Here is a 24,869-nt window from a genome sequence, read left to right on the forward strand (position 1 = left end):
ACCCAGGACCCTCCTTGACGCCGCCCGCCGTTCCCGCCCCCGCCCCCGCTCCCGAAGACGACGCACCCGGCCGCCCCTCGCACCGCCGCCCACTGGGGCGCGGGCCGGGGGCGGAGGGCGTGTCCGGGGCGGCCTCCGAGGGGCCGCGCTCCGGGGCACCCGAACAGGCGCGGCCCGGACCCTCCGGAGAGCCGGGGCCCGGGTCCTCCGAAGAGGCGAGGGGCCGGCCGTCCGAAGGACCGCGTTCCACGCCCACCGAAGAGCCGCCGCCCGAGGCGTCCGACGGGAGGTTCACCGTCCGGCTGGCGAACTTCGAGGGGCCCTTCGACCTGCTGCTCCAGCTGATCTCCAAGCACAGGCTGGACGTCACCGAGGTCGCCCTGTCGAAGGTCACCGACGAGTTCATGGCGCACATCCGCGCCATGGGCACCGACTGGGACCTCGACCAGACGACCGAGTTCCTCGTCGTCGCCGCCACCCTGCTCGACCTGAAGTGCGCCCGGCTGCTGCCGTCCGCCGAAGTCGAGGACGAGGCGGACCTGGCGCTGCTCGAAGCCCGCGACCTGCTGTTCGCCCGACTGCTCCAGTACCGCGCGTACAAGAGAATCGCCGCGATCTTCGAGGAGCGCTGGGAGACCGAGGGGCGGCGCCACCCGCGCACCGTGGGCCTGGAGGAACAGCTCGCCGCGCTGCTGCCCGAGGTGGTCATCGGCATCGGCGCCCAAGGCTTCGCGGAACTGGCCGTGAAGGCCATGCGGCCCAGGCCCGAGCCCCAGGTGTACGTCGATCACATCCACGCCCCCCTGGTGTCCGTTCAGGAGCAGGCAGGGGTCGTGGTGGAACTGCTGCGCGCGCGGGGCGCGGCGAGTTTCCGGGAACTCGTGGAAGACGCACCGGACAACCTCACCGTCGTCGCCCGCTTCCTCGCCCTGCTGGAGCTCTACCGGGAGAAGGCCGTCGAGCTGGACCAGGAGGAGGCGCTCGGGGAGCTGACCGTGACCTGGACCGGCGGCGAGACCGCCGATCCCGTGGTGACGGACGAATTCGATCACGTGACGCAGAAGCAGAACGTGCTGGAGCGGAACGTGCCGGAGCAGGACGTGCTGGACAAGGACGCACGGGAGAAGGACGTGGAGGAGAAGGAGTGAGCGAGCAGGACCTGCGAGGTTCCCTGGAGGCGGTCCTGATGGTCGTCGACGAACCCGCCACGGCAGCGCACCTCGCCCAAGTCCTGGACGCCACGGAACGGGACGTCACGCACACCCTGCGCGCGCTGGCCGACGAGTACACCGGCCAGGGGCGCGGATTCGAGCTGCGACTGGTGGCGGGCGGCTGGCGGTTCTACTCGCGGGCCCGGTACGCGGACGCCGTCGAGGCATTCGTACGGGACGGGCAGCAGGCCCGGCTCACCCAGGCGGCGCTGGAGACCCTGGCGGTGGTCGCCTACCGCCAGCCGGTGTCCCGGTCGCGGGTCTCCGCCGTACGGGGAGTCAACTGCGACGGGGTCGTGCGGACCCTCCTCCAGAGGGGTCTGGTGGCGGAGGCGGGCACGGAACCCGAAACAGGTGCGATCCTGTACAGGACGACGAACTACTTTCTGGAGCGGATGGGCCTGCGAGGCCTGGACGAGCTCCCGGAGCTCGCTCCCTTCCTCCCCGAGGCGGACGCGATCGAGTCCGAGACGCAAGAGGGTGTGCCGTCGTTCGATCCGGACGCCCCGGACACCGACGCAGACGACGACAAGACGGATTTTTGATGCGAAGCAACGGCAGGAACAGCGGCAGCAGCGGCAACGACCGGAACCAGCGGGGTGCGGGTAACGGACGCGGCGGCCCTGCGAGCGGCGGGCGCGGCGGCGCGGGCGGCGGCGGACGCGGTGCGGGCTCCGGCTCGGGCGCGGCGGGCGGCGGACGAGGCGGCTCCGGCGGCCGGGGCGGCTCCGGCTTCGGCGGGTCCGGCGGCGGCCGCGACGGCGGCTTCAGCGCCTCCGGCGGCGGCCGGGGCGGCGCGGGTGGCCGTGGCGGCTCCGGCGGCGGTCGTGGCGGCAGCGGCGGCCGTGAGGGCTTCGGCGGCGGACGCGGTACGTCCGGTGGCGGACGCGAGGGCGGCTTCGGCGCCCCGCGCGACTCCCGCGACGACGAGCGCGAGCAGCGGCCGCGCCGGCCCCGTCCGGAGGAGCGCCGTTACGACGTCGGCCCCTCCGCCACCCACGAGGGCCCCCGCAGCGGCCGGGGCGACTCCGCACGCGGCGGCGCCAAGGGCGGACCGAAGTCCCCGAAGACCCCGCAGAAGCCCGGCCGTCGCGGCAACTACAACGCCGGCGCCTCCCGTCCCCGCGAGCTCGACGCCAAGATCGAGCAGCGCAACCGGGACCGCTACGCGGGCAAGCCCGACATCAAGATCGAGAAGACCTTCCCGGGCGCCGAGCAGGAGGGCGAGCGCCTGCAGAAGATCCTCGCCCGGGCCGGCATGGGCTCGCGCCGCGCGTGCGAGGAGCTCATCGAGCAGGCCCGCGTCGAGGTGAACGGCGAGATCGTCACCGAGCAGGGCCGGCGCGTCGACCCGCACAAGGACGAGATCAAGGTCGACGGCCTCACCGTCGCCGCCCAGTCCCACCTCTTCTTCGCGCTGAACAAGCCCGCGGGTGTCGTCGCGACGATGGGCGACCCGGACGGCCGCCAGAACCTCAACGACTACGTGAACAACCGCGAGACGCGGCTCTTCCACGTCGGCCGTCTCGACACCGAGACCGAGGGCATCATCCTGCTCACCAACCACGGCGAGCTGGCGCACCGGCTGACCCACCCGAAGTACGGCGTGAAGAAGACGTACCTCGCCGCCATTCAGGGACCGCTCCCGCGCGACATCGGCAAGCGGCTCAAGGACGGCATCGAGCTGGAGGACGGCTACGCGCGCGCCGACCACTTCCGGGTCGTCGAGAACACCGGCAAGAACTACCTGGTCGAGGTGACCCTCCACGAGGGCCGCAAGCACATCGTCCGCCGCATGCTGGCCGAGGCGGGCTTCCCGGTGGAGCGCCTGGTCCGCACGTCCTTCGGGCCGATCGCCCTGGGCGACCAGAAGTCCGGCTGGCTGCGCCGCCTCACGAACACCGAGGTCGGCATGCTCATGAAGGAGGTCGGCCTCTAGGCCCGACCGTCCCACCATCCCGTCCCCGACCTCTGCGGGACGGGATGCGCCCGGGGCCGGTTCCTGCTCACGCGGGGACCGGCCCCGGGCTTTGCTTTTTGCCGCCCCGGCCCCGTATGAGCGGACCCGGGGCCCGCGCTCTTGTTGCATCAGTGTCGCCTCCTTTATAGTCACTATGACTATTAGGAGGGGGTGGGTGATGCCGAGGACTGTGACGGGGAAGCCGATCCCACAGCCCGCCGTGCAGCAGCCCGCGGCACCGCGGACCGTCCTCGGCGCTCCTGTCGCTCACGACGCTCCGCGGCCTGGGCCCACGGGGGTGGACCAGGCCGCAGAACGCCGGGGCGGGACCCGCGCTCCTGCCGGCCGGGTGCGGCCGGGCGGTGGGGCGTCGCTGCGAGGCCGCCGCGCCCGTGGGCGCGACGCGCAGGGGTGCGGGTACGTGCGCGGTACGGAGGCGACCAAGTGACAGGAAACGACATTTCATACGGTGGAGACGTCCCACCTGGCTATGACCCGAAAGCATTCGAACCCTTCGCGGTCACCGTCGATCTCGCAGTCTTCACCGTTCGGGAATCCCAGCTGCACGTCCTGCTGGTACGGCGCGGACAGGCGCCCTTCGCGGGAACGTGGGCGCTGCCCGGGGGTTTCGTACTGCCCAGGGAGTCGGCGGAGCGGGCGGCGCTGCGTGAACTCGCCGAGGAGACCGGACTGTCGGAGTCGGTCGCGGCGGGACTGCACCTGGAGCAGTTGCGCACGTACAGCGAGCCGGACCGGGACCCCCGGATGCGGGTCGTGTCGGTGGCGTTCGCCGCGCTCGTACCGGATCTGCCGGAGCCTTCCGGGGGCGGAGACGCGGCGGAGGCCCACTGGGTACGCCTCGGCGAGGATCCGGACCCCGCTCTCCACCTCGCCTTCGACCACGGCCGGATCCTCGCCGACGCACGGCGGCGGATCGGCGACAAGCTGGAGTACACGACGCTCGCAACGGAATTCTGCCCGCCCGAGTTCACACTGGGTGAGCTTCAGCGGGTGTACGAAACGGTGTGGGGCGTCACGCTGGACCGGCCGAACTTCCGGCGGAAGGTGCTGGCCACGGGGGGATTCGTGGAGCCGGTGGGCGGGGCGCCGAGGCGTACCGGCGGGCGGGGCAAGCCGGCGGCGCTGTATCGGGCGGGGGGAGCGGCCGTTCTGCATCCGCCGTTGCTGCGGCGGGCGGTCGATGCGTCGGCAGGTGCTGTGCCGGCAGGTGAGGTTCAGGCAGCTGGTGTGCCGACAGGTGGCGTGCCGAGTGGTGAGGTGCGGGCAGCTGCTGTGCCGACAGGTGAGGTGTCGGCGGCAGCCGTCGTGGAAGTGCGGGCACCTGTGCAGCCGTTCGGGATGACGTCCGTGCTGGTGCCCGTGGGCGCGCAGGCGCCCGCAGAAGCGTCGGCGGAACTGCCGGAGGGGCAGCCGCCCGTTGAACGACCTGAGGAAGGACCTTCCGCATGATGCGTACGAAGCAGGCAGCCACCGGTTCGCTGATCGGGCTCGCCCTGGGGGACGCGCTCGGCTTCCCGACGGAGTTCGACGACGTGCCGGCCATCCTCGCCAAGCACGGGCCCTGGCGGGAGATGGAGCTGCCGCCGGAGGCGCGCGTCAGCGACGACACGCAGATGACGTTGGCGCTGGGGCGGGGGCTGCGGACCGCAATGGAGCGCGGTGCGCTGGTGCCGCGCACGCTGGAGCGGCCGGTGCGGGAGGAGTTCGTGAACTGGTACCACTCGCCGGAGAACGACCGCGCGCCCGGTCGGACCTGCCTGGTTGCCTGCCGGCTGCTGGACAGCGACCTGCCCTGGCAGAAGGCCTCGCAGATCGCTTCGAAGGGGTGCGGGGCGAACATGCGGGTGGCGCCGGCGGGGCTGGCTCCGGGGCTGGACGAGCGGCAGAGGGCGGGCGCCGCGCAGTTGCAGGCGGCGCTGACGCATGGGCACCCGACGGGGCTGGCGGCGAGCGACCTGACGGCCAGGGCCGTCCACCTGCTCGCCCAGGGTGCGGAACCGGCGGGTCTGGTCGGGCAGTTGCGCTCGTACGGGCTGGAGAACCGAACGCGGTACGACGAGCGGTGGCTGGGCGACCTGTGGACCTACGCGGACGACCCCACCCCCGCGCACTTCATCGCCCGGGGATGGGACGAGTGTCTGGCCGTCCTGGAGCGGCTGGCTGCCGTCCTGCGCGACCCGTCGCTGACGCCGGAAACGGACCCGTGTGCGGCGACGGGCGACGGGTGGGTGGCGGAGGAGGCGCTGGCCACGGGGCTGCTCTGCTTCCTGATGTTCCCGGAGGACCCGGTCACGGCCCTGCGCAGGGCCGCGTGCACCAAGGGCGACTCGGACTCGATCGCCTGCCTCACGGGAGCCTTCGCCGGCGCTCACCTCGGGGCGTCGGTGTGGCCGGGGGAGTGGGTGGAACGGGTGGAGTACCGGGGGGAGTTGGAGGGGTTGGGGGCGGGGTGGGAGGGGTTGGCTTGAAACAAGCGTGGTTAGGTCAGCTTGCCGGGGATGTGCGGAGCGTTGCTGCAGTTGAGTTCGCTCCTCATGCGGTGGGCAAAGTGGGCAGCCAACTTCCCTCGCAGGTCGGCGAAATCCGGGATGTTCAGGTCGTCGATTCGTAGGCGGAGGTACACGTATTTCTCCTGCATTTTGTGCGAGCCGGGAACCTTGCACGGGAGGCGGTAGAACGTCGCAAATCGTGAAGTCAGTACGCGTACATCGCCTCCGGCTGACCTCCAGTTTTCGGAACCGTCAGGGTAGTTGTGCCAACCGACTCGCGCCGAAACCTTCCGAGAATGCTTGGCGTCGACAATACTGCATGGGATGGAATCTACGAATTTATACTCGTCGCCGGGCCGCCATTTATGGGCGAGTTGTAGCAGTCGCTTCGTTGTGTCCTCGAATGGATGGTGTGATGAAGTGACCTTGAGTGCGTTGTCCTTGATTTTGTGTTCCAAGTGGCTAATATTCCGCTGGCCGAAAGTAGCGTGACAGGTCTCCCAGGCCGAAGTGGTCCTTGTCTGCTCGGGTTGCGATTTCGTACACCCGATCATGGCCGTCGTGAGTGAAAGGATGACGGCGGCGAATGTCCGTCCCGATCTTAGTTTCACTAGTCAGCCGATCCGGGCCACGGAATTGAGTTTACCCTTGCCGACCATGTGGGAAACCTCAAGCTCGCGGATGAGGTTGCGCTTTTCTTCAAGTGTCATTCCGATTGCATTTGCGTATGTTCTCGCGGCAGTTACGGCTTCTGCTTCGCCATATCTTTCGAGGTCCTGTGCTTGCTGCAAATATTCCGCACCTAGTTGCGCTTCGTTCTCTTTCAGGTAGTCAATCATGTGGTTTCCATACGCTGTATTGATCGCTTCCCCTGCTGTCTCCAGGACGAGTGGTACGGCGATGGAGACAACGCGCCCGATGGCGGGGCCTGCCACTAGTGCGCTCCCCGCTTCCACTGCAAGGCTCACGCCGCTACTTACGCCAAATTGCCGCCAAGCAACCTCCTTCTCCAGTTGCTTGTTGGTTTCCTCGATCCTTTCATTGCATTCTTGGTAGATGGCGAGGGACCGTGCCCCATCCAGGATGCCGTGGATCTTAGTCGCATTGTGAGCGAAAGCAATACCGCTTCCGCGGTCATCTTCGAGCGAGGAAAGAACGCTCGCTTGAAATACCTGCTGTGCGGCCGAAAGAGACTTGTATCCATCGGCATCACCCGCCACAATGCTCATGAAGTTCTTAACTGCCGTTTCGCCGAGGTTTGTGCGCGAGTAGCCGTCGCTGCCGTGAGGGAAAAGTGCTCGCCAGCCCAGATCTTCTCCCGAGTTGCCGAAGTTAAAGGTAGAGAAATTCAGGTCATCAATATAAGCCGCCCCCATTCTTCCCAAGCTGTCCATAATGCTGTCGGGTGGCTGGACGTCGGACGTCGGACTGTAAAGTTCGATAACCTTCTTCATGATCGTCGCAGTATCGGCATCCCGATGGAGACCAGGGCGAGCGTCATCCCATGGATGCCCCGTCGTGGCTGCCTCAAGTGCATGTCCTAGAGCATCTGGCCCGCCGTCGTTTGTGGCTTCCGCATCTCGACCCAAGGTGTCGGGTGCCCACTCGAAATCGTTGCTCGTCAGTTCCGCCAGGTGTTTTCCGTCGGCGAAGAATTGTTTTGCCGCCTCCGGGCTGTGGCCCAAACCCTCCAGGACGCTGGTCAGCGGGTCGTAGCCCGCGCCCGTGCGGCCCGAAGGATTGAAGCCGTAGTCCGGGTCGTTCGGGGCGTACGGTCTGTTTTCCATGAACCTGTGGGGGTCCTCCTTGTGCAGACGGAGGATGTCCTCGGCGATGGGGTTGATGAAACGCGGGTCGTAGTCGCCGTAGCGGAGAAGGCCGCCCAGGATTTGGTAGCCGTAGGGGTGGTTGGAGGCGAGGGGGTCGTACACGATGGGTTGGGTTCCCAGTGCGCGGAATTCCTGACCCCAGCTCGCGGGCAGATGGGGTTTGTTGTCCGGGTCGGTGGCCGAGGCGAGGGCCGTGCCCATGCTCCGTTGCAGTTCCTGGACCTGCGCCAGACGGGTCGGGTCGTCCCCCTCCGTGCCGTGCAAGGACATCCGGGCGTAGAAGTCCAGTGCTTGCTTCGGGCCGCCGAGCCCCCGGTAGAAGGCGGTCGAGAAGTCCGCGTCCTTCGCGTTGAACTTCATGATGTTGTTGAACTCGGCGTACTGCGCCGCGGTCATGCTCGTGCCGGTTCTGGCCAGTTCAAGGGCGCGTTCCTGTTGCGCGTCGTCCAGGGAGCCGTACGTACGGTGGCCGAAGTGGGTGGCGTCGTTGCCGTGCGACTTGCTCAGCGCGCGGGCCGCCGACGCGTCGATCTCGGCGGCGTGCGCGACGAGGACGGACAGGCGGCTGTGCAGCGCCTGGACGGCGGCTTCGTCGTACGGCTGGGTTGTGCGCGGAACCGCCTTGTCGAAGGTGCCCGGACGGTACTGCAGGTTGGCCCAGTCGTTCTGCACCGTCAGGTTCAGTCCCAGCTTCGGTCCCTCCACTTCACGGATCTGACGTACGGCCTTCTGGATCTTGGTGAGTTCCAGGTGGGCGTCCTCGACGACCTTCACGATGCTCTGTGCTTCCGCGAGCGCGTCGGCGAATTCCTTTGTCGTTCTGCGGATGAAGTCACGGGTGACGGCCGCGTTGACGCCTTCCCAGCGGGCCCGTTCCGACTTGGCGAGGAGGCCGGAGCGGGCTTGGGAGGAGAGGGCCTTGAGATGGGCGGCCGTGCGTTTCCAGTCGGCCACCGCGCGACCGAGCCGGGTGAGGTCGACGTCGGCGATGTCGGCGTGCGTGAGGGTGCTCATGGGCGCTCCCGTCCGGCCCGGCGCTACTTGAAGTACTCGGTGAGGCGGGAGACCGGGGTCTCGGGGGCGACGACGCCCCGGATCTTCGTCCGGACCTTGGCATCGTCCTGGGCGTGGGACGCCTTCGTGTGGTCCAGGTGGTTGGAGATGTGAGCGCACGCCTGGAGGAGGTGCTTGAGCTGGGCGGTCCAGACGGTGACCGTCGTCCCCAGGGCCGGCCCCATCGCGAAGTGGTGGCTCTTGAGGGACGCCGCCGCCTGCGAGGTCGAGCAGGCGCCGGACCTGTCGAGCCCTGCCCCCGAGACGTCGGCCTGTCGGGACAGCGAGCGGTGGAGGACGAAGGCCTCGTGGCCGACGGCCCCCAGGTCGTCCTGGTGCGCCACCAGGTCCCCGCGGGCCCCGCCGCCTCCGCCCGTGCCTGCGCCGGGCGAGGCGACGGCCTTGGCCGACTTCAGGCTTTCCCACTCGTTCCAGGCCACCGACGGGTCCTTCCGGCCAAGCGCTTCCTACGGGGATGTCCCGTACGCCGATGCCGAGTTGCGGCGGGTACGGACCAGGAAGTCTTCCACCCGGGCGCGGTCGGGGAGGGGCGGCAGCGGGCTGCCGGATGCGGCCTCGGTCGCTGCCGCGACCAGGCGGCTCAGCCGGTTTTCGATGTGCTGCCAGGGAATTTCGCCCCGCTTGACGCGGAGGAGGTCGTCGCGGGCGTCGCCCACGCCGGTCGTCAATTCACCCGTACGGAGAAGGTCGACGCAACTCGAGAGGAGGCGGAGCAGGTGCATGGCGTGCTTCCAGCGCGGAGCGCCGTACTGGCGTACGTCCGCGTCGATCTTGCGGCGCTGGCTTTCCGCGTACCCGACGAAGGTCGCGTGGACGCGTCGGGAGAGGAACGCCGAGCGCAGCGAGAGGAGTTCCTCGCCGCGGGCGTCCGTGTGGAGGGGGAGCGGGGAGTGCAGGACCTCCAGAACGTTGGGGTTGGCGCGCAGGGCGAGGGCGCAGAAGCGTTCCAGTTCCCAGGAGAACTGTTCGGGGGCGGGGCCCTCCACGTGGGTGGGGGGCTTGTCGAAGCGCCAGAACAGGGGCGTGGGGGCGACGTAGACGCCCCGCACGTCCGTGTCGCTGTCCTCCGTCGCCAGGCCGAACGCGCGAGAACCCATCACGCACGAGTAGATGCTGTGGTCACGGACGAGGTCGGGCTGCGCGGGCGAAGGGGGCATGAAGGGATTGTGGTCGGTCAGGCCAGCCGGATCGAGCCGCTTTCCACCGTGATCGCACGGGGAGGGAGCGCCTGGGTCGCCGGCCCGCCCGCCACCGAGGCGTCCGCCACGCGGAACTTGCTCCCGTGGCAGGGGCAGTTGATGGTCCCGTCCGACACGGACGCCACGTCGCATCCCTGGTGGGTACAGGTCGAGGAGAACGCCTTGAAGCTGCCCGCCTCCGGCTGGGTGACGACCACCTTCTGCTCCTTGAAGACCTTGCCGCCGCCCACCGGGATGTCCGAGGTCGCCGCCAACGGGGCGGGCTTCGGGTCCTGTTCGCCGGCCGGAGCGGAAGCGCCGGACGGAGCCGGAGGGTTGGCGTCGGCGTCGCCTCCGCCGCCCTTGTCGTCGCCGTACTTGCTGCAGCCGGTGACCAGCGCGGCCGCCGTTCCGGCCGCCGCAGTCAGGACCGTCCGCCGGTGAGTGGGGTGGGTCATGGGGTGAGCTCCCTTGCGAGTGCGAGTGCGAGTGCGAGTGCGCTTGCGAGTACCGGTGCGAGGAGGTGTACGTGGGGGAGTGGGCGCGCGTTCACCGCGTCTCGTGGTGGTCACGTGGTGACGCCGAAGGTACGGAAGAACCACAGGGCGGACGTCAGCCAGGCCACCGTGAGGACGGTGAAGACCAGGCCGCCGACGACCGGCAGCAGCCACCCGGGCAATCGCTCCGCCCGCAGCAGCAGCATCTTCGCGCTGAACGCGCCGAAGAAGAGGCAACCCGCCAGAGAGTGCCACATCACCCGGCTGTCGAAGGACTGGAAGCCGAGACCGTAGAGGCAGTGCACGGCGACGGGAACCGCGAGCAGGAAGGCGACCCGGCCGGACCAGCGGTGGGCGGTGGACATCCAGGGCGCCGCAAGGACACCCGGCAGGCGGCCGTACAGCGCGAGCGCGGACACGACCTGGGCCAGCGCGAACGCGAAGGCACCGGTCGCCAGCCACGACTTCACCGCACCTGTGCTGCTGAACCCGGCGAGGTTGAACGCCGTGCCGGCCGGGTCGTGGATCCTCCCGTATGCCCCGAGTGCGACCGCGACCGCGACGGCGACCAGCGCCGGGACGATCCAGCGGGCGGCCCCGGGGCGGCCGCGGCCGCGCACGGGGGAGGGGAACGACACGGTCGGGGCATGGGGGTCGACGTTGCTCATGGCGGGGTCACTCACTCCCTGGGGGCGCCGGGCGGGAAGGGGGGCAGGAGCGGGTTCCGTCACGGGGAGACCGGGCGGGCGACGAGCCGTGTGTCGTCGACCAGCGCGGTTCCGGTGTCCGGGTCGAGCTCGGGCGCGGCGGCGGGCCTGCCGTCGCGGGTGAGGATGCCGACCTGGCGGCCGTCCGGCAGGACGATCCACCCTGCGTCGACCTCGGCACCGCGTACCTGCGAGGTCGCACGGTAGAGGCCGGCCGGCTTCGTCGCCCTGACGAGTGTGAAGTTCTGTTCCCGGCCGGTGACCGCGACCGTGCCCGTGAGAGTTCCCGCACGGGCGGAGGCTTCGAGTCCGGCGCCGTTCCTGCCGGTCAGACGCATGCTGCCGTCCTCCTTGACGGCGCCCTTCAACCAGGACTCACGGGTGCGGCCGTCGCAGTAGTACGCCACCGCCTCGCCGTCGCGCACGGAGACGGAGACCGCGGCCGACCCGTCGGTGGTACGGCCCGCGTAGACGGTTTCGGAGGCCGGGGCGGACGTCGCAGGGCGGGCCGGGGCAGAGGTGGGGACAGGCGGGGGAGCGGCGGACGAGGACGGCGCTTGCGTGGGTGGCGACGAGGTGGAGGAGACGGGCGGGGCGGGCGGGCCGGGTGTGCCCGGTGTGCCCGGTGTGCTGGAGGGTGCGCCGCCGCTCGCGTAACCCGATTCCTTCGTGCCGGTCGTCGCGTTGAGCGACAGCATGAAGGCGGCGAGTAGCAGCCCCGCCAGGAGCGTGTGGAGGGGACCGGAGCGTTTCAAGGAGGGCCTCCCCAGTGCGCCGGGTAGGCGGCGCCGGACCCACCATGCAAGCGGACCCGGGGGCGGCGCGTCCATAGCCAGGACGGGCCGGAACGCGCGGCCCGCAAGCACGTGGTGACTGCCTGAGTGGCGGCGTGACCGCGCCTGGGCGAGATTGATCGAGTCCGGCGAGTCCGTGACCGGACCTGGTCCTCGGACCCGTTCGCGTCTCGGCTCCCGACCCTCCTCGTACCTTCTCGAAAGGCTGGACCATGGCGGGCAACGACCTCGGCAGTCTCCTCGGCGGTCTTCTTGGCGGCAGCCAAAGCGGCAGCGGCACCGGCGGTGTCGGCGGCTCCGGTTCCGGCAGTGCCGGAAACATCCTGGGCGCACTCCTCGGCGCCCTCGGCGGCAGCAACGGCGGCGGTGGCAAGGAAGGCGGCAGCCCGCTCGACGGCCTCCTGGACATGCTCAAGAAATCCGGCCTCGGGGAGCAGGCGGAGTCCTGGATCGGCACCGGCGGCAACCAGCCCGTCAGCGGTGCGGAAGTCGCCCGAGCGCTGCCCGACGACGCGCTGCAACAGGCCGCGGGCCAGGCCGGTGTGAGCCCGCAGGAGGCTGCCGACACGCTGGCCCAGGCGCTGCCGCAGGCGGTCGACAAGCTGACCCCGACCGGCTCGCTGCCGCGGGCGGCCTCCCTGGAGGACCTCGTCCGCCAGCAGCAGCTCTGAACCGACGCGCGTCCCGCCCGGCCGCCCCTGCCCGTACGTACGACCCCACCACGGCACGGGCGGCCGGAGCCGTTGTCGGTGGCGGCCACTACGCTGATCGGAACGCCTCACCACCGCCTCGCCCCCGGCCCGGCACCCTCGTTCCGACCCGGCGCCCGCGCCGCCCTGCCCAAGGACCTCCCGTGAGAACCGCACTCGTCATCGGCACCGGCCTGATCGGCACGTCGGCCGCCCTCGCCCTCGCGGCGCGCGGCGTCACCGTGCACCTCGCCGACCACGACCCGGACCGCGCGAGCACCGCGGCGGCCCTCGGCGCGGGGACCGACGAGGCGCCGGAGGGCCCCGTCGACCTGGCCGTCGTGGCCGTGCCGCCCGCCCACGTGGCGCGGACCGTGGCGGACGCGATGCGGCGCGGTCTGGCGCGCGGCTACATCGACGTGGCCAGCGTCAAGGGCGGGCCGCGGCGCGAGCTGGAGGCGCTGGGCTGCGACCTCGCCCCGTACATCGGCACGCACCCGATGGCCGGCAAGGAGAAGTCCGGTCCGCTCGCCGCGAGCGCCGACCTCTTCGAGGGGCGACCGTGGGTGCTGACCCCCACCCGCGACAGCGACACCGAGGTCTTCAACCTGGCGCTGGAACTGATCGCGCTGTGCCGGGCGGTGCCCGTCGTCATGGACGCCGACGGGCACGACCGCGCGGTCGCCCTGGTCTCGCACACCCCCCAGCTCGTCTCCTCGATGGTCGCCGCCCGGCTGGAGGAGGCCGACGAGACGGCGGTACGGCTCTGCGGGCAGGGCATTCGCGACGTGACCCGGATCGCGGCGTCCGACCCCCGGATGTGGGTGGAGATCCTGTCGGCGAACCCGGGGCCGGTCGCGGACGTGCTGTCCGGGCTGGCCGCCGACCTGGAGGAGACCGTGCAGGCGTTGCGGGCCCTCCAGTCGGGGGACGAAGCGAAGCGGCAGGGCGGCGCGGACGGCATCGAGGACGTGCTGCGCAGGGGAAACACGGGGCGGGAGCGGGTGCCGGGCAAGCACGGGTCGGCCCCCTCCGCGTACGAGGTCGTGGCGGTGCTCATCAGCGACCAGCCCGGCCAACTGGCCCGGATCTTCGCCGACGCCGGGCACGCCGGGGTCAACATCGAGGACGTACGGATCGAGCACGCGACCGGCCAGCAGGCGGGCCTCGTCCAGCTCATGGTGGAACCCGCCTCGGCGGACCCCCTGGCGCGGACGCTGGTGGAGCGCGGATGGTCGCTGCGACGGTAGGAAACGCCGGCCCGCCGGCCCGGGAGACGGTGGTGGGCGGACCGCGGTGAGCGGGGTGGAGGCGGCCGTCCGGCCTGCCCGTAAGGGGTACGCCATTCAGCCGGTACCGTAGATGGTTGGCAGCACTGTGGTCTGCCTCGTCAAGCCCGTGTTCTCAGGAAGGTGCCCGACACCGTGGAAAACGCCGCCCGGACCGTCCCGGCCGCAGTGATCGTCGCCATCGACGGCCCCTCCGGCACGGGCAAGTCCAGCACGTCCAGGGCCGTCGCCGCCAAGCTCGGCCTCAGCTACCTGGACACCGGCGCGCAGTACCGGGCGATCACCTGGTGGATGCTGACCAACGGCGTGGACGTCACGGACGCCGCCGCCGTGGCCACCGCCTCCGCCAAACCCGTCATCGTCTCCGGCACCGACCCGTCCGCCCCGGCCATCACCGTCGACGGCCAGGACGCCTCCGGCCCGATCCGCACCCAGGAGGTCACCTCCCGGGTCAGCGCGGTCAGCGCCGTGCCCGAGGTGCGCACGCGCATCACCGAACTCCAGCGCGAGATCGCCCGCGCGGCCGAGGGCGGCATCGTCGTCGAGGGCCGTGACATCGGCACCACCGTGCTGCCCGGCGCGGACCTGAAGATCTTCCTCACCGCTTCGGCCGAGGCCCGCGCGGCCCGCCGCAGCGGCGAGACCAAGGGCGCCGACGTCGCCGCCACCAAGGAAGCCCTGATCAAGCGGGACGCGGCCGACTCCGGCCGGAAGACGTCCCCGCTCGCCAAGGCGGACGACGCGGTCGAGGTCGACACCACCGACCTGACCCTCGACCAGGTCATCGAGTGCGTCGTCACCCTGGTCGAGGAGAAGCGGGCCGGGAAGTGACCGACGCCAGCGCGCGCAGTGCGCGCGGCGCCGCCGTCGGGCGGGGCATCGGCATCGGCCTGATGTACGGGCTGTGGCGGCCGCGGGTGCTGGGCTCCTGGCGCGTCCCGGCCACCGGGCCGGTCATCCTCGCCGTGAACCACACCCACGGCATCGACGGACCGATGCTGATGGGGACGGCGCCGAGACCGGTGCACTTCCTCATCAAGAAGGAGGCCTTCGTGGGCCCCCTCGACCCGTTCCTGCGGGGTATCGGACAGCTGAAGGTCGACCGCCACGGCGTCGACCGGAACGCGATCACCGACGCGCTCGGTGTGCTCGGCGACGGCGGTGTGCTGGGCATCTTCCCCGAGGGCACGCGCGGCGAGGGCGACTTCGCGTCGCTGCGCGCGGGACTCGCCTACTTCGCGCTGCGGTCGGGGGCGCCGATCGTGCCCGTCGCGGTGCTCGGCAGTGCACGGCGCAGAAGCCGACTGATATCTGCGGTGCCGCCGCTGCGCAGCAGGATCGACGTCGTCTTCGGCGACCCGTTCGCGGCCGGCGACGGCAGCGGACGGCGTACGAGGAAGGCGCTGGACGACGCCACGGTCCGGATCCAGGAGCGGCTGACCGCCCACCTGGCCGGGGCGAGGCGGCTGACCGGCCACTGAGGCGAGGACGGCAGCGGGGGCGGGAACGGCCGCCGGGGCGGGAAGCGTCATCGGTGGCGGTGAGCGAGACTTGAGTAGTGGGCCGCGGGGAAACGCGGCTCATCGATGATGATTGAGGAACGGACTTCATGAACGACCAGATCCACTCCGGCGACGAGCACGGACCCGAGCAGGGCGCCTCGCACGGTGCGCTCGGCGACGCCGAGTACGCGGAGTTCATGGAGCTCGCCGCGCAGGAGGGCTTCGACCCCGAGGACATCGAGGGCGCCCTTGAGGAGGCGTCGGCCGGGCCGCTGCCCGTCCTCGCCGTCGTCGGCCGCCCCAATGTCGGCAAGTCGACCCTGGTGAACCGCATCATCGGCCGCCGCGAGGCCGTGGTGCAGGACAAGCCGGGCGTCACCCGCGACCGCGTCTCCTACGAGGCCGAATGGGCGGGCCGCCGCTTCAAGGTGATGGACACCGGCGGCTGGGAGCAGGACGTGCTGGGGCTCGACGCCTCCGTCGCCGCCCAGGCCGAGTACGCCATCAAGACCGCCGACGCGGTCGTCTTCGTCGTCGACTCGACGGTCGGCGCCACCGACACCGACGAGGCCGTCGTACGGCTGCTCCGCAAGGCCGGCAAGCCGGTCGTGCTGTGCGCCAACAAGGTCGACGGCCTGTCCGGCGAGGCCGACGCCGCTTCCCTGTGGTCGCTCGGCCTCGGCGAGCCGCACCCGGTCTCCTCGCTGCACGGGCGCGGTACGGGCGACATGCTCGACGCCGTCCTGGAGGCACTGCCGGACGCGCCCGCCCAGACCTTCGCGAACGGCACCCCGCTCGGCGGCCCGCGCCGCATCGCCCTCATCGGACGCCCCAACGTCGGCAAGTCCTCGCTGCTGAACAAGGTGGCCAAGGAGGACCGCGTCGTCGTCAACGAGCTGGCCGGCACCACCCGCGACCCGGTCGACGAGCTGATCCAGCTCGGCGGCGTCACCTGGAAGTTCATCGACACCGCCGGCATCCGCCGTCGCGTGCACCTCCAGGAGGGCGCGGACTACTACGCCTCGCTGCGCACCGCTGCCGCGGTGGAGAAGGCCGAGGTCGCCGTCGTCCTGATCGACGCCAGCGAGTCCGTCTCGGTGCAGGACCAGCGCATCATCACGATGGCCGTCGAGGCCGGACGCGCCATGGTGCTCGCCTTCAACAAGTGGGACACCCTCGACGAGGAGCGCCGCTACTACCTGGAGCGCGAGATCGAGACGGAGCTCGCCCAGGTCGCCTGGGCCCCGCGCGTCAACGTCTCCGCCCTCACCGGCCGCCACATGGAGAAGCTGGTGCCGGCGATCGAGACGGCGCTGGAGGGCTGGGAGACCCGCGTCCCCACCGGCCGCCTGAACGCCTTCCTCGGCGAGCTCGTCGCCGCCCACCCGCACCCGGTCCGCGGCGGCAAGCAGCCCCGCATCCTCTTCGGGACGCAGGCCGGTGCGAAGCCGCCGCGGTTCGTGCTGTTCGCCTCGGGCTTCCTGGAGGCCGGCTACCGGCGCTTCGTCGAGCGCCGTCTGCGCGAGGAGTTCGGCTTCGAGGGAACGCCGATCCACATCTCGGTGCGGGTGCGCGAGAAGCGCGGCCGCAACAAGTAGGCGGGCGGCGCCTCCACCAGGCGCTAGTAACCCCTGCGGGGGCCGGGCGGCAGTGCGGCGGGAACGTGGTTCCCGGGGTGCTGCCGCCCTTGGCCGTGCTGGGTGTGCAGGTTCTGCCACGTGCTGTACGGGGCGACGTAGTGGCCGGTCTGGTGCTGGCCGGGCTGCGGGTGCGCCGGGAGACCACTGCCGACCCGGTGGCCGTGGTGCAGGCCCATCCCGGTGCCGAAGGCCGTGAAGCCGAGGTCCTCCTCGCCGCTCCGGTCGCCCGGCAGGGCACGGAACGACCTCCGGTACTCGGAGTAGAGCGCGTCGTAGATCGGCGTGTACGAGGTGGGGTGCGGCTGGGGCTCCTGGGACGGCCGCATGGCGGGGATCTGGCTCTGGAACGGGCGAGTGGGGTCGTATGAGTGCACGTCTGTGCCAACGACCCCACTGCCTCGCGGATGCGGGTACGGAGTGCATCCGGACCCTCCGCCTCCGGATCACTCTCGCGCCGGATCTCCCGCCGCCCCGGCTGCCCCGCGCGGCCGGACGTGCCGGCGGCGAGCGACTGTCAGGTGCCCGCCAGCGGCAGCGTCGCGGCGACCAGCTGCCCCTCTGCGGCCGCCTTGTCCAGGGCGCTGCGCAGCAGGTCCTCACGCGGCTGCTGGCCGATCGAGCCGACCGGAGCCGCCAGCACGAGGACCTTCTGCGACTTGTTGGCGGCGGACCGCCACGAGTCGGTGACCTGGAGCGGACGGTGCGCCTGCCACCAGGCGACCGGGGTGCCGCCGGCGGCGCCGGGCTGCAGGACGGCGTGCAGCTGCCCGGCGGCGAGCAGTACGGACCACCCGGGCAGGGAGGCGGGCATCGCCTTCAGGTCGGCGACCGGCTGGAAGCCCTGTTCGATGAGCAGCGGCAGGAACTCGTCCCCCGCGTCCGCGCCCGGCCGGGCGACCGCCGAGGTCGGCTCCACGACCAGCGCGGGCTGCAGCTCGCCCTCGATGAGGACGAGCCCGCTGGTGACCCCGAGCACGGCCTGCTCGGGCGAGCCGTCCCCGGCCGAGCCGTCCTGGCTGGCGGTGATGGAACGGACCGCTCCCTGGAGCTGCTCCTCGGCGACCGGGACGACCTGGGAGGGGATGCAGGTGGCGTGCGCGAAGGCGAGCACGGCGGTCTCGTCGCCGACGAACAGCACGGTGGAGGTGGCCTCCTTCCCGGAGTCGCCGGGGGTGCGGCAGGAGGTGCAGTCGTAATTGCCGGGGGCGTTCTCGCCGGCGAGCAGCCGGTCGGCTTCTTCGTCGCCGATCTCGGCGCGTACGTCGTCGCTGACGTCGAGCATGCGCGACACGGTTGGCTCCTAGAGCTGAGTACTGGCGCCGGGCGGATCCCGGAGCTCAAGAAGACAACGGGCCATCCGCGGCCGGGGTCACGCGCGGAAGGGCACCGAATCGACCCGGACACGCCTCCCGGACCCGCCTGCGCGTACGCACGTTCCCTTGTGCCGGGCCCGCGCGGCACCGGAGCGCGGACGGCGGACAACGGGAGCCACGGCGAGCCGTCGTCGAGTGACGGCAGGCAGCCGCGACGGAGCCGGACCGGTCGCCCGACCGGGTGGGGGGCCGCCCTCGCTCTGCGCGCCGTGCGCGTGCGTGCGGGGCGGCGGTGATGGGGTGGCCCCGTGCTGAAGCCTCGATTCCGTCTCGCGTCCTGCGCCGTGCTCGGCGCGCTGATCGCCCTGGCCCCGCTGCCCGCCGCCGCAGCCCCTGCCGACCCGGCCGCCCCCTCCGCCCCTACCCGCGCGGCGCCACGCGCCGCCGGGATCTCCGAGGCCCCCGCGTGCGCGGCGAGCCAGTGGCCGTGGAACTGCCTCGCCGAGTGCGAGAGCGGCGGCGACTGGGCCGCCAACACCGGCAACGGCTACTACGGCGGGCTCCAGTTCGCGCAGCCGACCTGGGAGGAGCACGGCGGACTCGGCTACGCGCGCCGGGCCGACCTGGCGACCCGCACCCAACAGATCGAGGTCGCCGAGGAGGTGGTGAGCACCCAGGGGTGGGGCGCCTGGCCCGAGTGCTCGAAGCGGTACGGGCTCACCGACCGCCGTGTCCACATCGTGAAGGCGGGCGAGACGCTCTGGTCCATCGCGGCGAGGTACAAGGTCGCCGGCGGCTGGACGAAGCTCCACGAGGTCAACAGGGACGCGGTCGGCCCCCGTCCGGACGGGCTCCGCACCGGGACCTGGCTGGTCATCCCCGAGGGGGCGGGGCGGGGAAGGGGCGGACACGACGACCGCCGCCAGTTCGGCCCGCCGGCCGTCGTCACGCCGAGCGGGGCGAGGAACGCCTGAGCAGGGGCGGCGGGGGACACTCCGCGGCCGGGCCCGCCCACCAGCGACCGCGCCCGGCGCCCGCGGCCACGGCGGTTCGAACGCAATGCCCTGCATCCGACCCGTGTCCGGGGGCGGGCAAGTAAAGTCCTCAGCTGAAGGAACGGCGGCCGACCACACGACCGGGCCGTCGAAGACCAGGGGGACTCACCGGCGCATGCACATCTCTTTCCTGCTCCACAACGCGTACGCCGTAGGCGGCACGATCCGCACCACGTTCAACCTCGCCCAGACCCTCGCCGAGCAGCACGACGTGGAGATCACCTCGGTCTTCCGGCACCGCGACGAGCCCGCCATGACACCGCCTCCCGGCGTGCCCCTCAGTTACCTCGTCGACCTGCGCGGCCACAGCCCCGAGTACGACGGGAACCGGCCCGAGCACGCCAGGCCCGCCCGCGTCTTCCCGACCGGCGACGGCCGCCATCCCCAGTACAGCCGTCTCACCGACGAGCGGATCGGCGCCCACCTCCAGCGCCTGAAGGCCGACGTCGTCGTCGGCACCCGGCCGGGCCTCAACGTGCACATGGCCCGGCAGGCCCGCCGCGACACCGTACGGATCGGCCAGGAACACCTCACCCTGGACAGCCACCGCTACCGGCTGCGCCGCGAACTGCGCTACCGCTACGCACTCCTGGACGCGGTCACCACCGTCACCGAGGCCGACGCCCGCTCGTACCGGGAGAAGCTCAACCTGCCCGGTGTGCGCATCGAGGCGATGGCCAACATCGTCCCGCCCGCCCGGCTCGCCCCCGCCGACGGCGAGGCGAAGATCGTCGTCGCGGCGGGCCGGCTCGCCCCGGGCAAGCGCTACGACCTCCTCATCAGGGCCTTCGCACAGGTCGTCGCCGCCCGCCCCGACTGGAAACTGCGCATCTACGGAGGCGGCGAGACCGCCCCGAAGCTGCGCGCCCTCATCGACGAACTGCGACTGCACAACCACGTGTTCCTGATGGGCATCGCCAACCCCCTGGAAGCGGAATGGCCCAAGGGCTCCATCGCCGCCGTCACCTCCGACCTCGAAGCCTTCGGCATGACCATCGTCGAGGCGATGCGCTGCGGCGTGCCCGTCGTCTCCACCGACTGCCCGCACGGCCCCCGCGAGATCATCCGCGACGGCGTCGACGGCCGCCTGGTCCCCATGCGCGACGCGGACGCCGTCGCCCGAGCCCTCCTGGACCTCGTGCAGGACGACGGGCTGCGCAAGCGGATGGGCCGCGCGGCCTTCGAGAACTCCGCCCGCTTCGACCCGGCCGAGATCGCCGAACGGCACGCCGCGCTCTACGCCGACCTCGTCGCCCGCGGCACCAACGACCGAACCCGCGGCACTCTGCGGGACAACCTTCACCGCGTGCCGGGTGTCCTCATCGACGAAGCCTTCACCCTGCGCCGCAAGGTCCTCTCCACGCTCCGGAAAGGGCGTACCGCATGACCACCTCTTCCTCCCCCACGCCGCCGGCGGCCGGGGACGACGCCCCGGCCGTGCCGCGTGCCGACTGCACCGCCGACTCCGCGGGCGGAGTCACCTTCGACGTGGCGGTGGCGGCAGCGCCGGACGCCGCGCTCGTACTGCGCCGCAGCGGCAGGGCCGGCGAGGACGTACGGCTGCCGCTGACGCCCGTCTCGCCGGGCCGGCTGCGCGCCGTGCTGCCCAGCACGGTCGACCTCCCCGAGGGCCGCTGGGAGGCCCATGTGTACGGCGGCGGAGCCGACCTGACCGTCCGGCCCGGCATCCGTGACCTGCGGGCCCTGGTCAGCCGTACGCCCGACCCCCGCACCGAGGCCGTCGCCGTCCGCATCCCGTACGCCACCGCGGACGGCAGCCTCGCCGTCCGGAGCTGGCGCCGCGCCCCGCACGCCGAGGCGGGCGACATCCTCTTCGGCACCGGGTCGATGACCGTCGAGGGGCGGCTGTACGGCGCCGAGCTGGGCTCCGGCGCGGTCGTCGAGGCCCGGCTGCGCGGCGACCGGGACCGCGTCCACCGCGAGCCGGTGACGGGCGCGGAGCACGCGTTCTCCTTCACGCTGCCCTACACCCCTCTCGCCGCCGGACGGGACGGTGCCAAGCAGGCATGGGACCTGTGGCTGACGGCGGCCGACGGCACGCCTGCGATACGGGTGGGTCGCCTGCTCGACGACATCGCGGACAAGCAGCCCGTCTTCAAGTACCCGGTGCTGCCGGTGGGCGACGACGGCAAGACCGTGGCCTTCCCGTACTACACGCTCGACAACGACCTCACGGTCCAGATCGGCACTCCGTAGTCTCCCGGACGCCCTGCCCGCCCAGGTCTCGCGGACCGTACCTGTCCGCGCAAGACCTGGCAGACTCCGCACCATGTTGGAGACCTCGGCCAGGCTGCTGCGTCTGCTCTCGCTGCTCCAGGCCCACCGCGAATGGTCAGGACCCGACCTCGCGGAGCGGCTCGGCGTCACGCCCCGCACCGTACGGCGCGACGTCGACCGGCTCCGCGAGCTGGGCTACCCCGTGCACGCCAGCCCCGGCACCGGCGGCGGCTACCAGCTGGGCGTGGGCGCGCAGCTGCCGCCGCTGCTGCTGGACGACGACGAGGCGGTGGCCGTCGCCGTGGGCCTGCGCAGCGCGGCGGGGCAGGGCATCGAGGGCATCGGCGAGACCTCCGTACGCGCCCTCACCAAGTTGGAACAGGTGCTGCCGGACCGGCTGCGCCGCCGGGTCGGCGCACTGAACGCGTTCACCGTGCCCATGCTGCACGGCCGCCGCGGCGGCACCGTCGACCCAGGGGTCCTCACCGAACTCGCCGCGGCCTGCCGGGACTCGACGCGGCTGCGGTTCGAGTACCAGGACCACGCCGGCAGCACCACCCGCCGCACCGTGGAACCGCACCGCCTGGTGTGCACGGAGCGCCGCTGGTACCTGGTCGCCTGGGACACCGACCGCGCGGGCTGGCGCACCTTCCGCGCCGACCGGATCACGCCGAAGCCGCCGCACGGACCGCGCTTCGCACCACGGGAGGCACCGGCCGAAGACCTTGCGGCGTACGTCTCCCGGGGAGTCTCCACGGCGGCCTATCTGGAGACCGCCGTACTGCGGCTCCTCGTACCGCTGGAGGCGGCCCGGGAGGTCGTGGGCCCCAGCGACGGTGTCCTGGAGGCCGAGAGCGAGAAGACCTGCCTGCTGCGCACCGGGGCCACGAGCCTGGACGTGATGGTGATCCACGTACTGCTGACGGGTCTTGAGTTCGAGGTGGTGGAACCGGTGGAGCTGACGGAGCGGATCACTGCGGCCCGTGATCTCCTCGGGCGTGCTCTGGATCGAGCGGCCCCGGTGTGACCTGGGTCTCGCGCTGGAGCGCGGCGATCTCGGGGTGGTGGAGGTCGAAGGCGGGGGACTCGGAGCGGATCTTGGGCAGCGTGACGAAGTTGTGCCGCGGCGGCGGACACGAGGTCGCCCACTCCAGCGAGCGCCCGTACCCCCAGGGATCGTCCCGGTCCACCTTCGCCCCGTACTTCGCGGTCTTCCAGATGTTGTGGAGGAACGGCAGGGTGGAGAGGCCCAGCAGGAATGCCCCGCTGGTGGAGAGCATGTTCAGCGCGGTGAAGCCGTCGGCGTCGAGGTAGTCCGCATAGCGGCGCGGCATGCCCTCCGCGCCCAGCCAGTGCTGCACCAGGAACGTGGTGTGGAAGCCGGCGAACAGGGTCCAGAAGTGGATCTTCCCCAGCCGTTCGTCGAGGAGCCTGCCGGTGAACTTCGGCCACCAGAAGTAGAAGCCCGCGAACATGGCGAACACCACCGTGCCGAACACCACGTAGTGGAAGTGCGCCACCACGAAGTACGAGTCGGTGACGTGGAAGTCCAGCGGCGGCGACGCGAGCAGCACTCCGGTCAGCCCGCCGAACAGGAAGGTGACCAGGAAGCCGATGGACCACAGCATCGGCGTCTCGAAGGACAGCGAGCCCTTGAGCATGGTGCCCGTCCAGTTGAAGAACTTCACCCCCGTCGGCACCGCGATCAGGAACGACATGAAGGAGAAGAACGGCAGCAGCACGGCTCCGGTGGCGAACATGTGGTGCGCCCAGACCACCAGCGACAGCCCCGTGATGGCCATGGTCGCGCCGATCAGCATCACGTAACCGAAGATCGGCTTGCGGGAGAAGACCGGGATGATCTCCGTGATGATCCCGAAGAACGGCAGCGCGATGATGTAGACCTCGGGGTGGCCGAAGAACCAGAACAGGTGCTGCCAGAGCAGGGATCCGCCGACCTCGGGCGCGAAGACCATCGACCCGAACCGCCGGTCGGACTCCAGCACGAGCAGTGCGGCCGCGAGCACGGGGAAGGCCACCAGGATCAGGATCGAGGTGAACAGCACGTTCCAGGTGAAGATCGGCATCCGGAACATGGTCATGCCGGGCGCGCGCATCGCGATGATGGTGGTCAGGAAGTTCACCGCGCCCAGGATCGTGCCGAAGCCCGACAGGGCGAGCCCCATGATCCACAGATCGGCCCCCATGCCGGGGGAGCGCTCCATGCGGCTGAGCGGAGTGTAGGAGGTCCAGCCGAAGTCCGCCGGACCGTTGGTCACCAGCAGCGAGCCGAGCACGATCAGCCCGCCGAAGAGGAACAGCCAGTACGAGAACATGTTCAGCCGCGGGAACGCCACGTCGGGCGAACCGATCTGGAGCGGCATGACCGCGTTGGCGAACCCGGCGAAGGTCGGCGTCGCGAACAGCAGCAGCATGATCGTGCCGTGCATCGTGAACGCCTGGTTGTACTGCTCGTTCGACATGATCTGGATGCCGGGTCTGGCCAGCTCGGCCCGCATCAGGAGCGCCATCAGGCCGGCGATCAGGAAGAACCCGAACGACGTGATCAGGTAGAGGTGCCCGATCTTCTTGTGGTCGGTGGTGGTCAGCCAGTCCACGACCACCCGTCCGGGCCGCCGCTCGCGGCCGGGCTCCGCGGCAGTCGTCGCGACGGTCGTCGTCCCCATCGTGCCCCCTCGCAGTCCGCGCCCGGGTCAACTCGACACATGATGCGCGTGAGTACCCCGAACCGACAGAGGGCATGCGTGATCGGATGTGTGCGGCAGATGTGGTAGTCGGACGGGATCCGTGCGAGTGGAAGCGGAATCGTGCATTCCGAATCATTGGCCGGGTCTTCCGATTTCCCTCGAAAAGCCCGAGGGGTGGAGGAGGGGAAAAAGGAGCCGAGGTGAATTCGAAGTGAACGTGAGCACGTCAGAATCCTGAGGGCGAGGCGGCATTCGCCCGCACAGAAAGGGCCCTATCGAGTGAAAGGGCATCCGCCAAACTCCTGTCGTGATCTTGTGACACAAGCGTGACCGGGAAGGTATCGGGGACGTACGGTGGCACCCATGGCACCCCTACCGACACCACCCGCCCAGCCCGAGGACACCCCCGACCGCTACGTGGGTCTCGCCGTCGACGAGGCCACCAGGAGCGCCGAGGAACACGGCTGGAGCACCGTCAGGACGCTCCCGCCGGGCACGATCATCACCATGGAGTTCGTGCAGGGACGGCTCAACTTCGAGGTCCGGGACGACGCCGTGACCCGCTGCTGGGTCGGCTGACCGACCCCGTCGCGACGGGGACCGGGCCCGCATACGCGCGAAGGCCCCGGGCCGCTCGCCAGGAGCGGCCCGGGGCCTTCGCCGTGCCTTCGCCGT

General features: G+C 70.9%; 24 protein-coding genes and 1 pseudogene. 15 read left to right on the forward strand and 10 right to left on the reverse strand.

Translation table 11 applies throughout. The features are described from left to right. The first annotated feature begins 14 nt into the window (after window positions 1–14). The 5 genes and pseudogenes from ACQPZG_RS27150 to ACQPZG_RS27170 all read left to right on the forward strand — a co-directional run bounded on the left by ACQPZG_RS27150 (window position 15) and on the right by ACQPZG_RS27170 (window position 5,660). Window positions 15–1,148, forward strand: coding sequence for a segregation and condensation protein A (locus tag ACQPZG_RS27150; protein WP_433548324.1), 1,134 nt, complete (start codon window positions 15–17; stop codon window positions 1,146–1,148). After that, the gene (gene scpB / locus ACQPZG_RS27155) at window positions 1,145–1,756 is read left to right on the forward strand and encodes an SMC-Scp complex subunit ScpB (RefSeq protein ID WP_433548325.1); all 612 of its coding nucleotides are present in this window, start codon (window positions 1,145–1,147) and stop codon (window positions 1,754–1,756) included. The genes ACQPZG_RS27150 and scpB overlap by 4 nt, the downstream gene beginning before the upstream one ends. Beyond that, window positions 1,756–3,150, forward strand: coding sequence for a pseudouridine synthase (locus ACQPZG_RS27160; RefSeq protein WP_433548326.1), 1,395 nt, complete (start codon window positions 1,756–1,758; stop codon window positions 3,148–3,150). Before scpB ends, ACQPZG_RS27160 begins: the two co-directional genes overlap by 1 nt. Window positions 3,151–3,630: 480 nt before the next feature. After that, window positions 3,631–4,362, forward strand: a pseudogene (locus ACQPZG_RS27165) (NUDIX hydrolase); the annotation flags it as partial. Between the two features lie 275 nt (window positions 4,363–4,637). Beyond that, window positions 4,638–5,660, forward strand: a complete 1,023-nt coding sequence (locus tag ACQPZG_RS27170; RefSeq protein ID WP_433548327.1) for an ADP-ribosylglycohydrolase family protein — start codon at window positions 4,638–4,640, stop codon at window positions 5,658–5,660. Between the two features lie 11 nt (window positions 5,661–5,671). Here ACQPZG_RS27170 and ACQPZG_RS27175 read toward each other — a convergent pair whose 3' ends face one another. The 7 genes from ACQPZG_RS27175 to ACQPZG_RS27205 all read right to left on the reverse strand — a co-directional run bounded on the left by ACQPZG_RS27175 (window position 5,672) and on the right by ACQPZG_RS27205 (window position 11,721). Next, window positions 5,672–6,139 (reverse strand): hypothetical protein, encoded by a 468-nt coding sequence (locus ACQPZG_RS27175; protein ID WP_433548328.1) that lies wholly within the window; start codon window positions 6,137–6,139, stop codon window positions 5,672–5,674. Window positions 6,140–6,295: 156 nt separating this feature from the next. Then, window positions 6,296–8,524, reverse strand: a complete 2,229-nt coding sequence (locus ACQPZG_RS27180; RefSeq protein ID WP_433548329.1) for a hypothetical protein — start codon at window positions 8,522–8,524, stop codon at window positions 6,296–6,298. A 23-nt stretch (window positions 8,525–8,547) separates the two neighbouring features. Further along, window positions 8,548–9,003 (reverse strand): hypothetical protein, encoded by a 456-nt coding sequence (locus ACQPZG_RS27185; protein ID WP_433548330.1) that lies wholly within the window; start codon window positions 9,001–9,003, stop codon window positions 8,548–8,550. Window positions 9,004–9,030: 27 nt separating this feature from the next. Continuing rightward, window positions 9,031–9,741, reverse strand: a complete 711-nt coding sequence (locus tag ACQPZG_RS27190) for a nucleotidyltransferase domain-containing protein (RefSeq protein ID WP_433548331.1) — start codon at window positions 9,739–9,741, stop codon at window positions 9,031–9,033. Window positions 9,742–9,758: 17 nt separating this feature from the next. After that, complete coding sequence (locus ACQPZG_RS27195) at window positions 9,759–10,220, reverse strand: Rieske (2Fe-2S) protein (protein ID WP_433548332.1); 462 nt, start codon at window positions 10,218–10,220, stop codon at window positions 9,759–9,761. Window positions 10,221–10,330: 110 nt separating this feature from the next. After that, the gene (locus ACQPZG_RS27200; protein ID WP_433548333.1) at window positions 10,331–10,927 is read right to left on the reverse strand and encodes a DUF6529 family protein; all 597 of its coding nucleotides are present in this window, start codon (window positions 10,925–10,927) and stop codon (window positions 10,331–10,333) included. Window positions 10,928–10,986: 59 nt separating this feature from the next. Then, window positions 10,987–11,721, reverse strand: coding sequence for a hypothetical protein (locus ACQPZG_RS27205; RefSeq protein ID WP_433548334.1), 735 nt, complete (start codon window positions 11,719–11,721; stop codon window positions 10,987–10,989). Between the two features lie 251 nt (window positions 11,722–11,972). Here ACQPZG_RS27205 and ACQPZG_RS27210 point away from each other — a divergent pair, with 251 nt between their 5' ends. The 5 genes from ACQPZG_RS27210 (at window position 11,973) to der (ending at window position 16,838) form a co-directional block, all read left to right on the forward strand. Next, the gene (locus ACQPZG_RS27210) at window positions 11,973–12,431 is read left to right on the forward strand and encodes a YidB family protein (protein ID WP_433548335.1); all 459 of its coding nucleotides are present in this window, start codon (window positions 11,973–11,975) and stop codon (window positions 12,429–12,431) included. Between the two features lie 182 nt (window positions 12,432–12,613). Continuing rightward, complete coding sequence (locus tag ACQPZG_RS27215; protein ID WP_433548336.1) at window positions 12,614–13,699, forward strand: prephenate dehydrogenase; 1,086 nt, start codon at window positions 12,614–12,616, stop codon at window positions 13,697–13,699. Between the two features lie 174 nt (window positions 13,700–13,873). Beyond that, window positions 13,874–14,569, forward strand: coding sequence for a (d)CMP kinase (gene cmk, locus ACQPZG_RS27220; protein WP_433548337.1), 696 nt, complete (start codon window positions 13,874–13,876; stop codon window positions 14,567–14,569). Further along, on the forward strand, window positions 14,566–15,219 hold the full coding sequence (locus ACQPZG_RS27225) for a lysophospholipid acyltransferase family protein (RefSeq protein WP_433548338.1): 654 nt from the start codon (window positions 14,566–14,568) through the stop codon (window positions 15,217–15,219). The genes cmk and ACQPZG_RS27225 overlap by 4 nt, the downstream gene beginning before the upstream one ends. A gap of 128 nt (window positions 15,220–15,347) precedes the next feature. Further along, entirely contained in the window at window positions 15,348–16,838 is a 1,491-nt protein-coding gene (der, locus tag ACQPZG_RS27230) for a ribosome biogenesis GTPase Der (protein ID WP_433548339.1), read from the forward strand. A 23-nt stretch (window positions 16,839–16,861) separates the two neighbouring features. On the opposite strand, the gene ACQPZG_RS27235 is transcribed toward der, so the two are convergent. Both ACQPZG_RS27235 and ACQPZG_RS27240 read right to left on the reverse strand, forming a co-directional pair. Next, the gene (locus ACQPZG_RS27235) at window positions 16,862–17,206 is read right to left on the reverse strand and encodes a hypothetical protein (RefSeq protein ID WP_433548340.1); all 345 of its coding nucleotides are present in this window, start codon (window positions 17,204–17,206) and stop codon (window positions 16,862–16,864) included. 188 nt (window positions 17,207–17,394) lie between these two features. Further along, window positions 17,395–18,171 carry a hypothetical protein gene (locus tag ACQPZG_RS27240; RefSeq protein ID WP_433548341.1) on the reverse strand — a complete coding sequence of 259 codons (777 nt, stop codon included), beginning with the start codon at window positions 18,169–18,171 and terminating at the stop codon, window positions 17,395–17,397. Window positions 18,172–18,501: 330 nt separating this feature from the next. Here ACQPZG_RS27240 and ACQPZG_RS27245 point away from each other — a divergent pair, with 330 nt between their 5' ends. From ACQPZG_RS27245 to ACQPZG_RS27260, 4 genes are all read left to right on the forward strand, one after another. Next, entirely contained in the window at window positions 18,502–19,167 is a 666-nt protein-coding gene (locus ACQPZG_RS27245; protein ID WP_433548342.1) for a transglycosylase family protein, read from the forward strand. A gap of 196 nt (window positions 19,168–19,363) precedes the next feature. Continuing rightward, window positions 19,364–20,635: a glycosyltransferase family 4 protein gene (locus tag ACQPZG_RS27250; RefSeq protein WP_433548343.1), complete on the forward strand. Its 1,272-nt coding sequence runs from the start codon at window positions 19,364–19,366 to the stop codon at window positions 20,633–20,635. Beyond that, window positions 20,632–21,465: a transferase gene (locus ACQPZG_RS27255; protein WP_433548344.1), complete on the forward strand. Its 834-nt coding sequence runs from the start codon at window positions 20,632–20,634 to the stop codon at window positions 21,463–21,465. Before ACQPZG_RS27250 ends, ACQPZG_RS27255 begins: the two co-directional genes overlap by 4 nt. A 73-nt stretch (window positions 21,466–21,538) precedes the next feature. Then, window positions 21,539–22,513 carry a helix-turn-helix transcriptional regulator gene (locus ACQPZG_RS27260; RefSeq protein ID WP_433548345.1) on the forward strand — a complete coding sequence of 325 codons (975 nt, stop codon included), beginning with the start codon at window positions 21,539–21,541 and terminating at the stop codon, window positions 22,511–22,513. On the opposite strand, the gene ctaD is transcribed toward ACQPZG_RS27260, so the two are convergent. After that, the gene (ctaD, locus tag ACQPZG_RS27265; RefSeq protein WP_433548346.1) at window positions 22,458–24,173 is read right to left on the reverse strand and encodes an aa3-type cytochrome oxidase subunit I; all 1,716 of its coding nucleotides are present in this window, start codon (window positions 24,171–24,173) and stop codon (window positions 22,458–22,460) included. The two genes, ACQPZG_RS27260 and ctaD, sit on opposite strands and share 56 nt — an antisense overlap. A gap of 384 nt (window positions 24,174–24,557) precedes the next feature. On the opposite strand from ctaD, the gene ACQPZG_RS27270 reads away from it, so the two are divergent. Beyond that, window positions 24,558–24,773, forward strand: coding sequence for an I78 family peptidase inhibitor (locus tag ACQPZG_RS27270; protein ID WP_433548347.1), 216 nt, complete (start codon window positions 24,558–24,560; stop codon window positions 24,771–24,773). The last annotated feature ends 96 nt before the right edge of the window (window positions 24,774–24,869 follow it).

The sequence above is a fragment of the Streptomyces sp. CA-294286 genome (genome assembly GCF_050947155.1).
Taxonomy (GTDB): Bacteria; Actinomycetota; Actinomycetes; order Streptomycetales; family Streptomycetaceae; genus Streptomyces.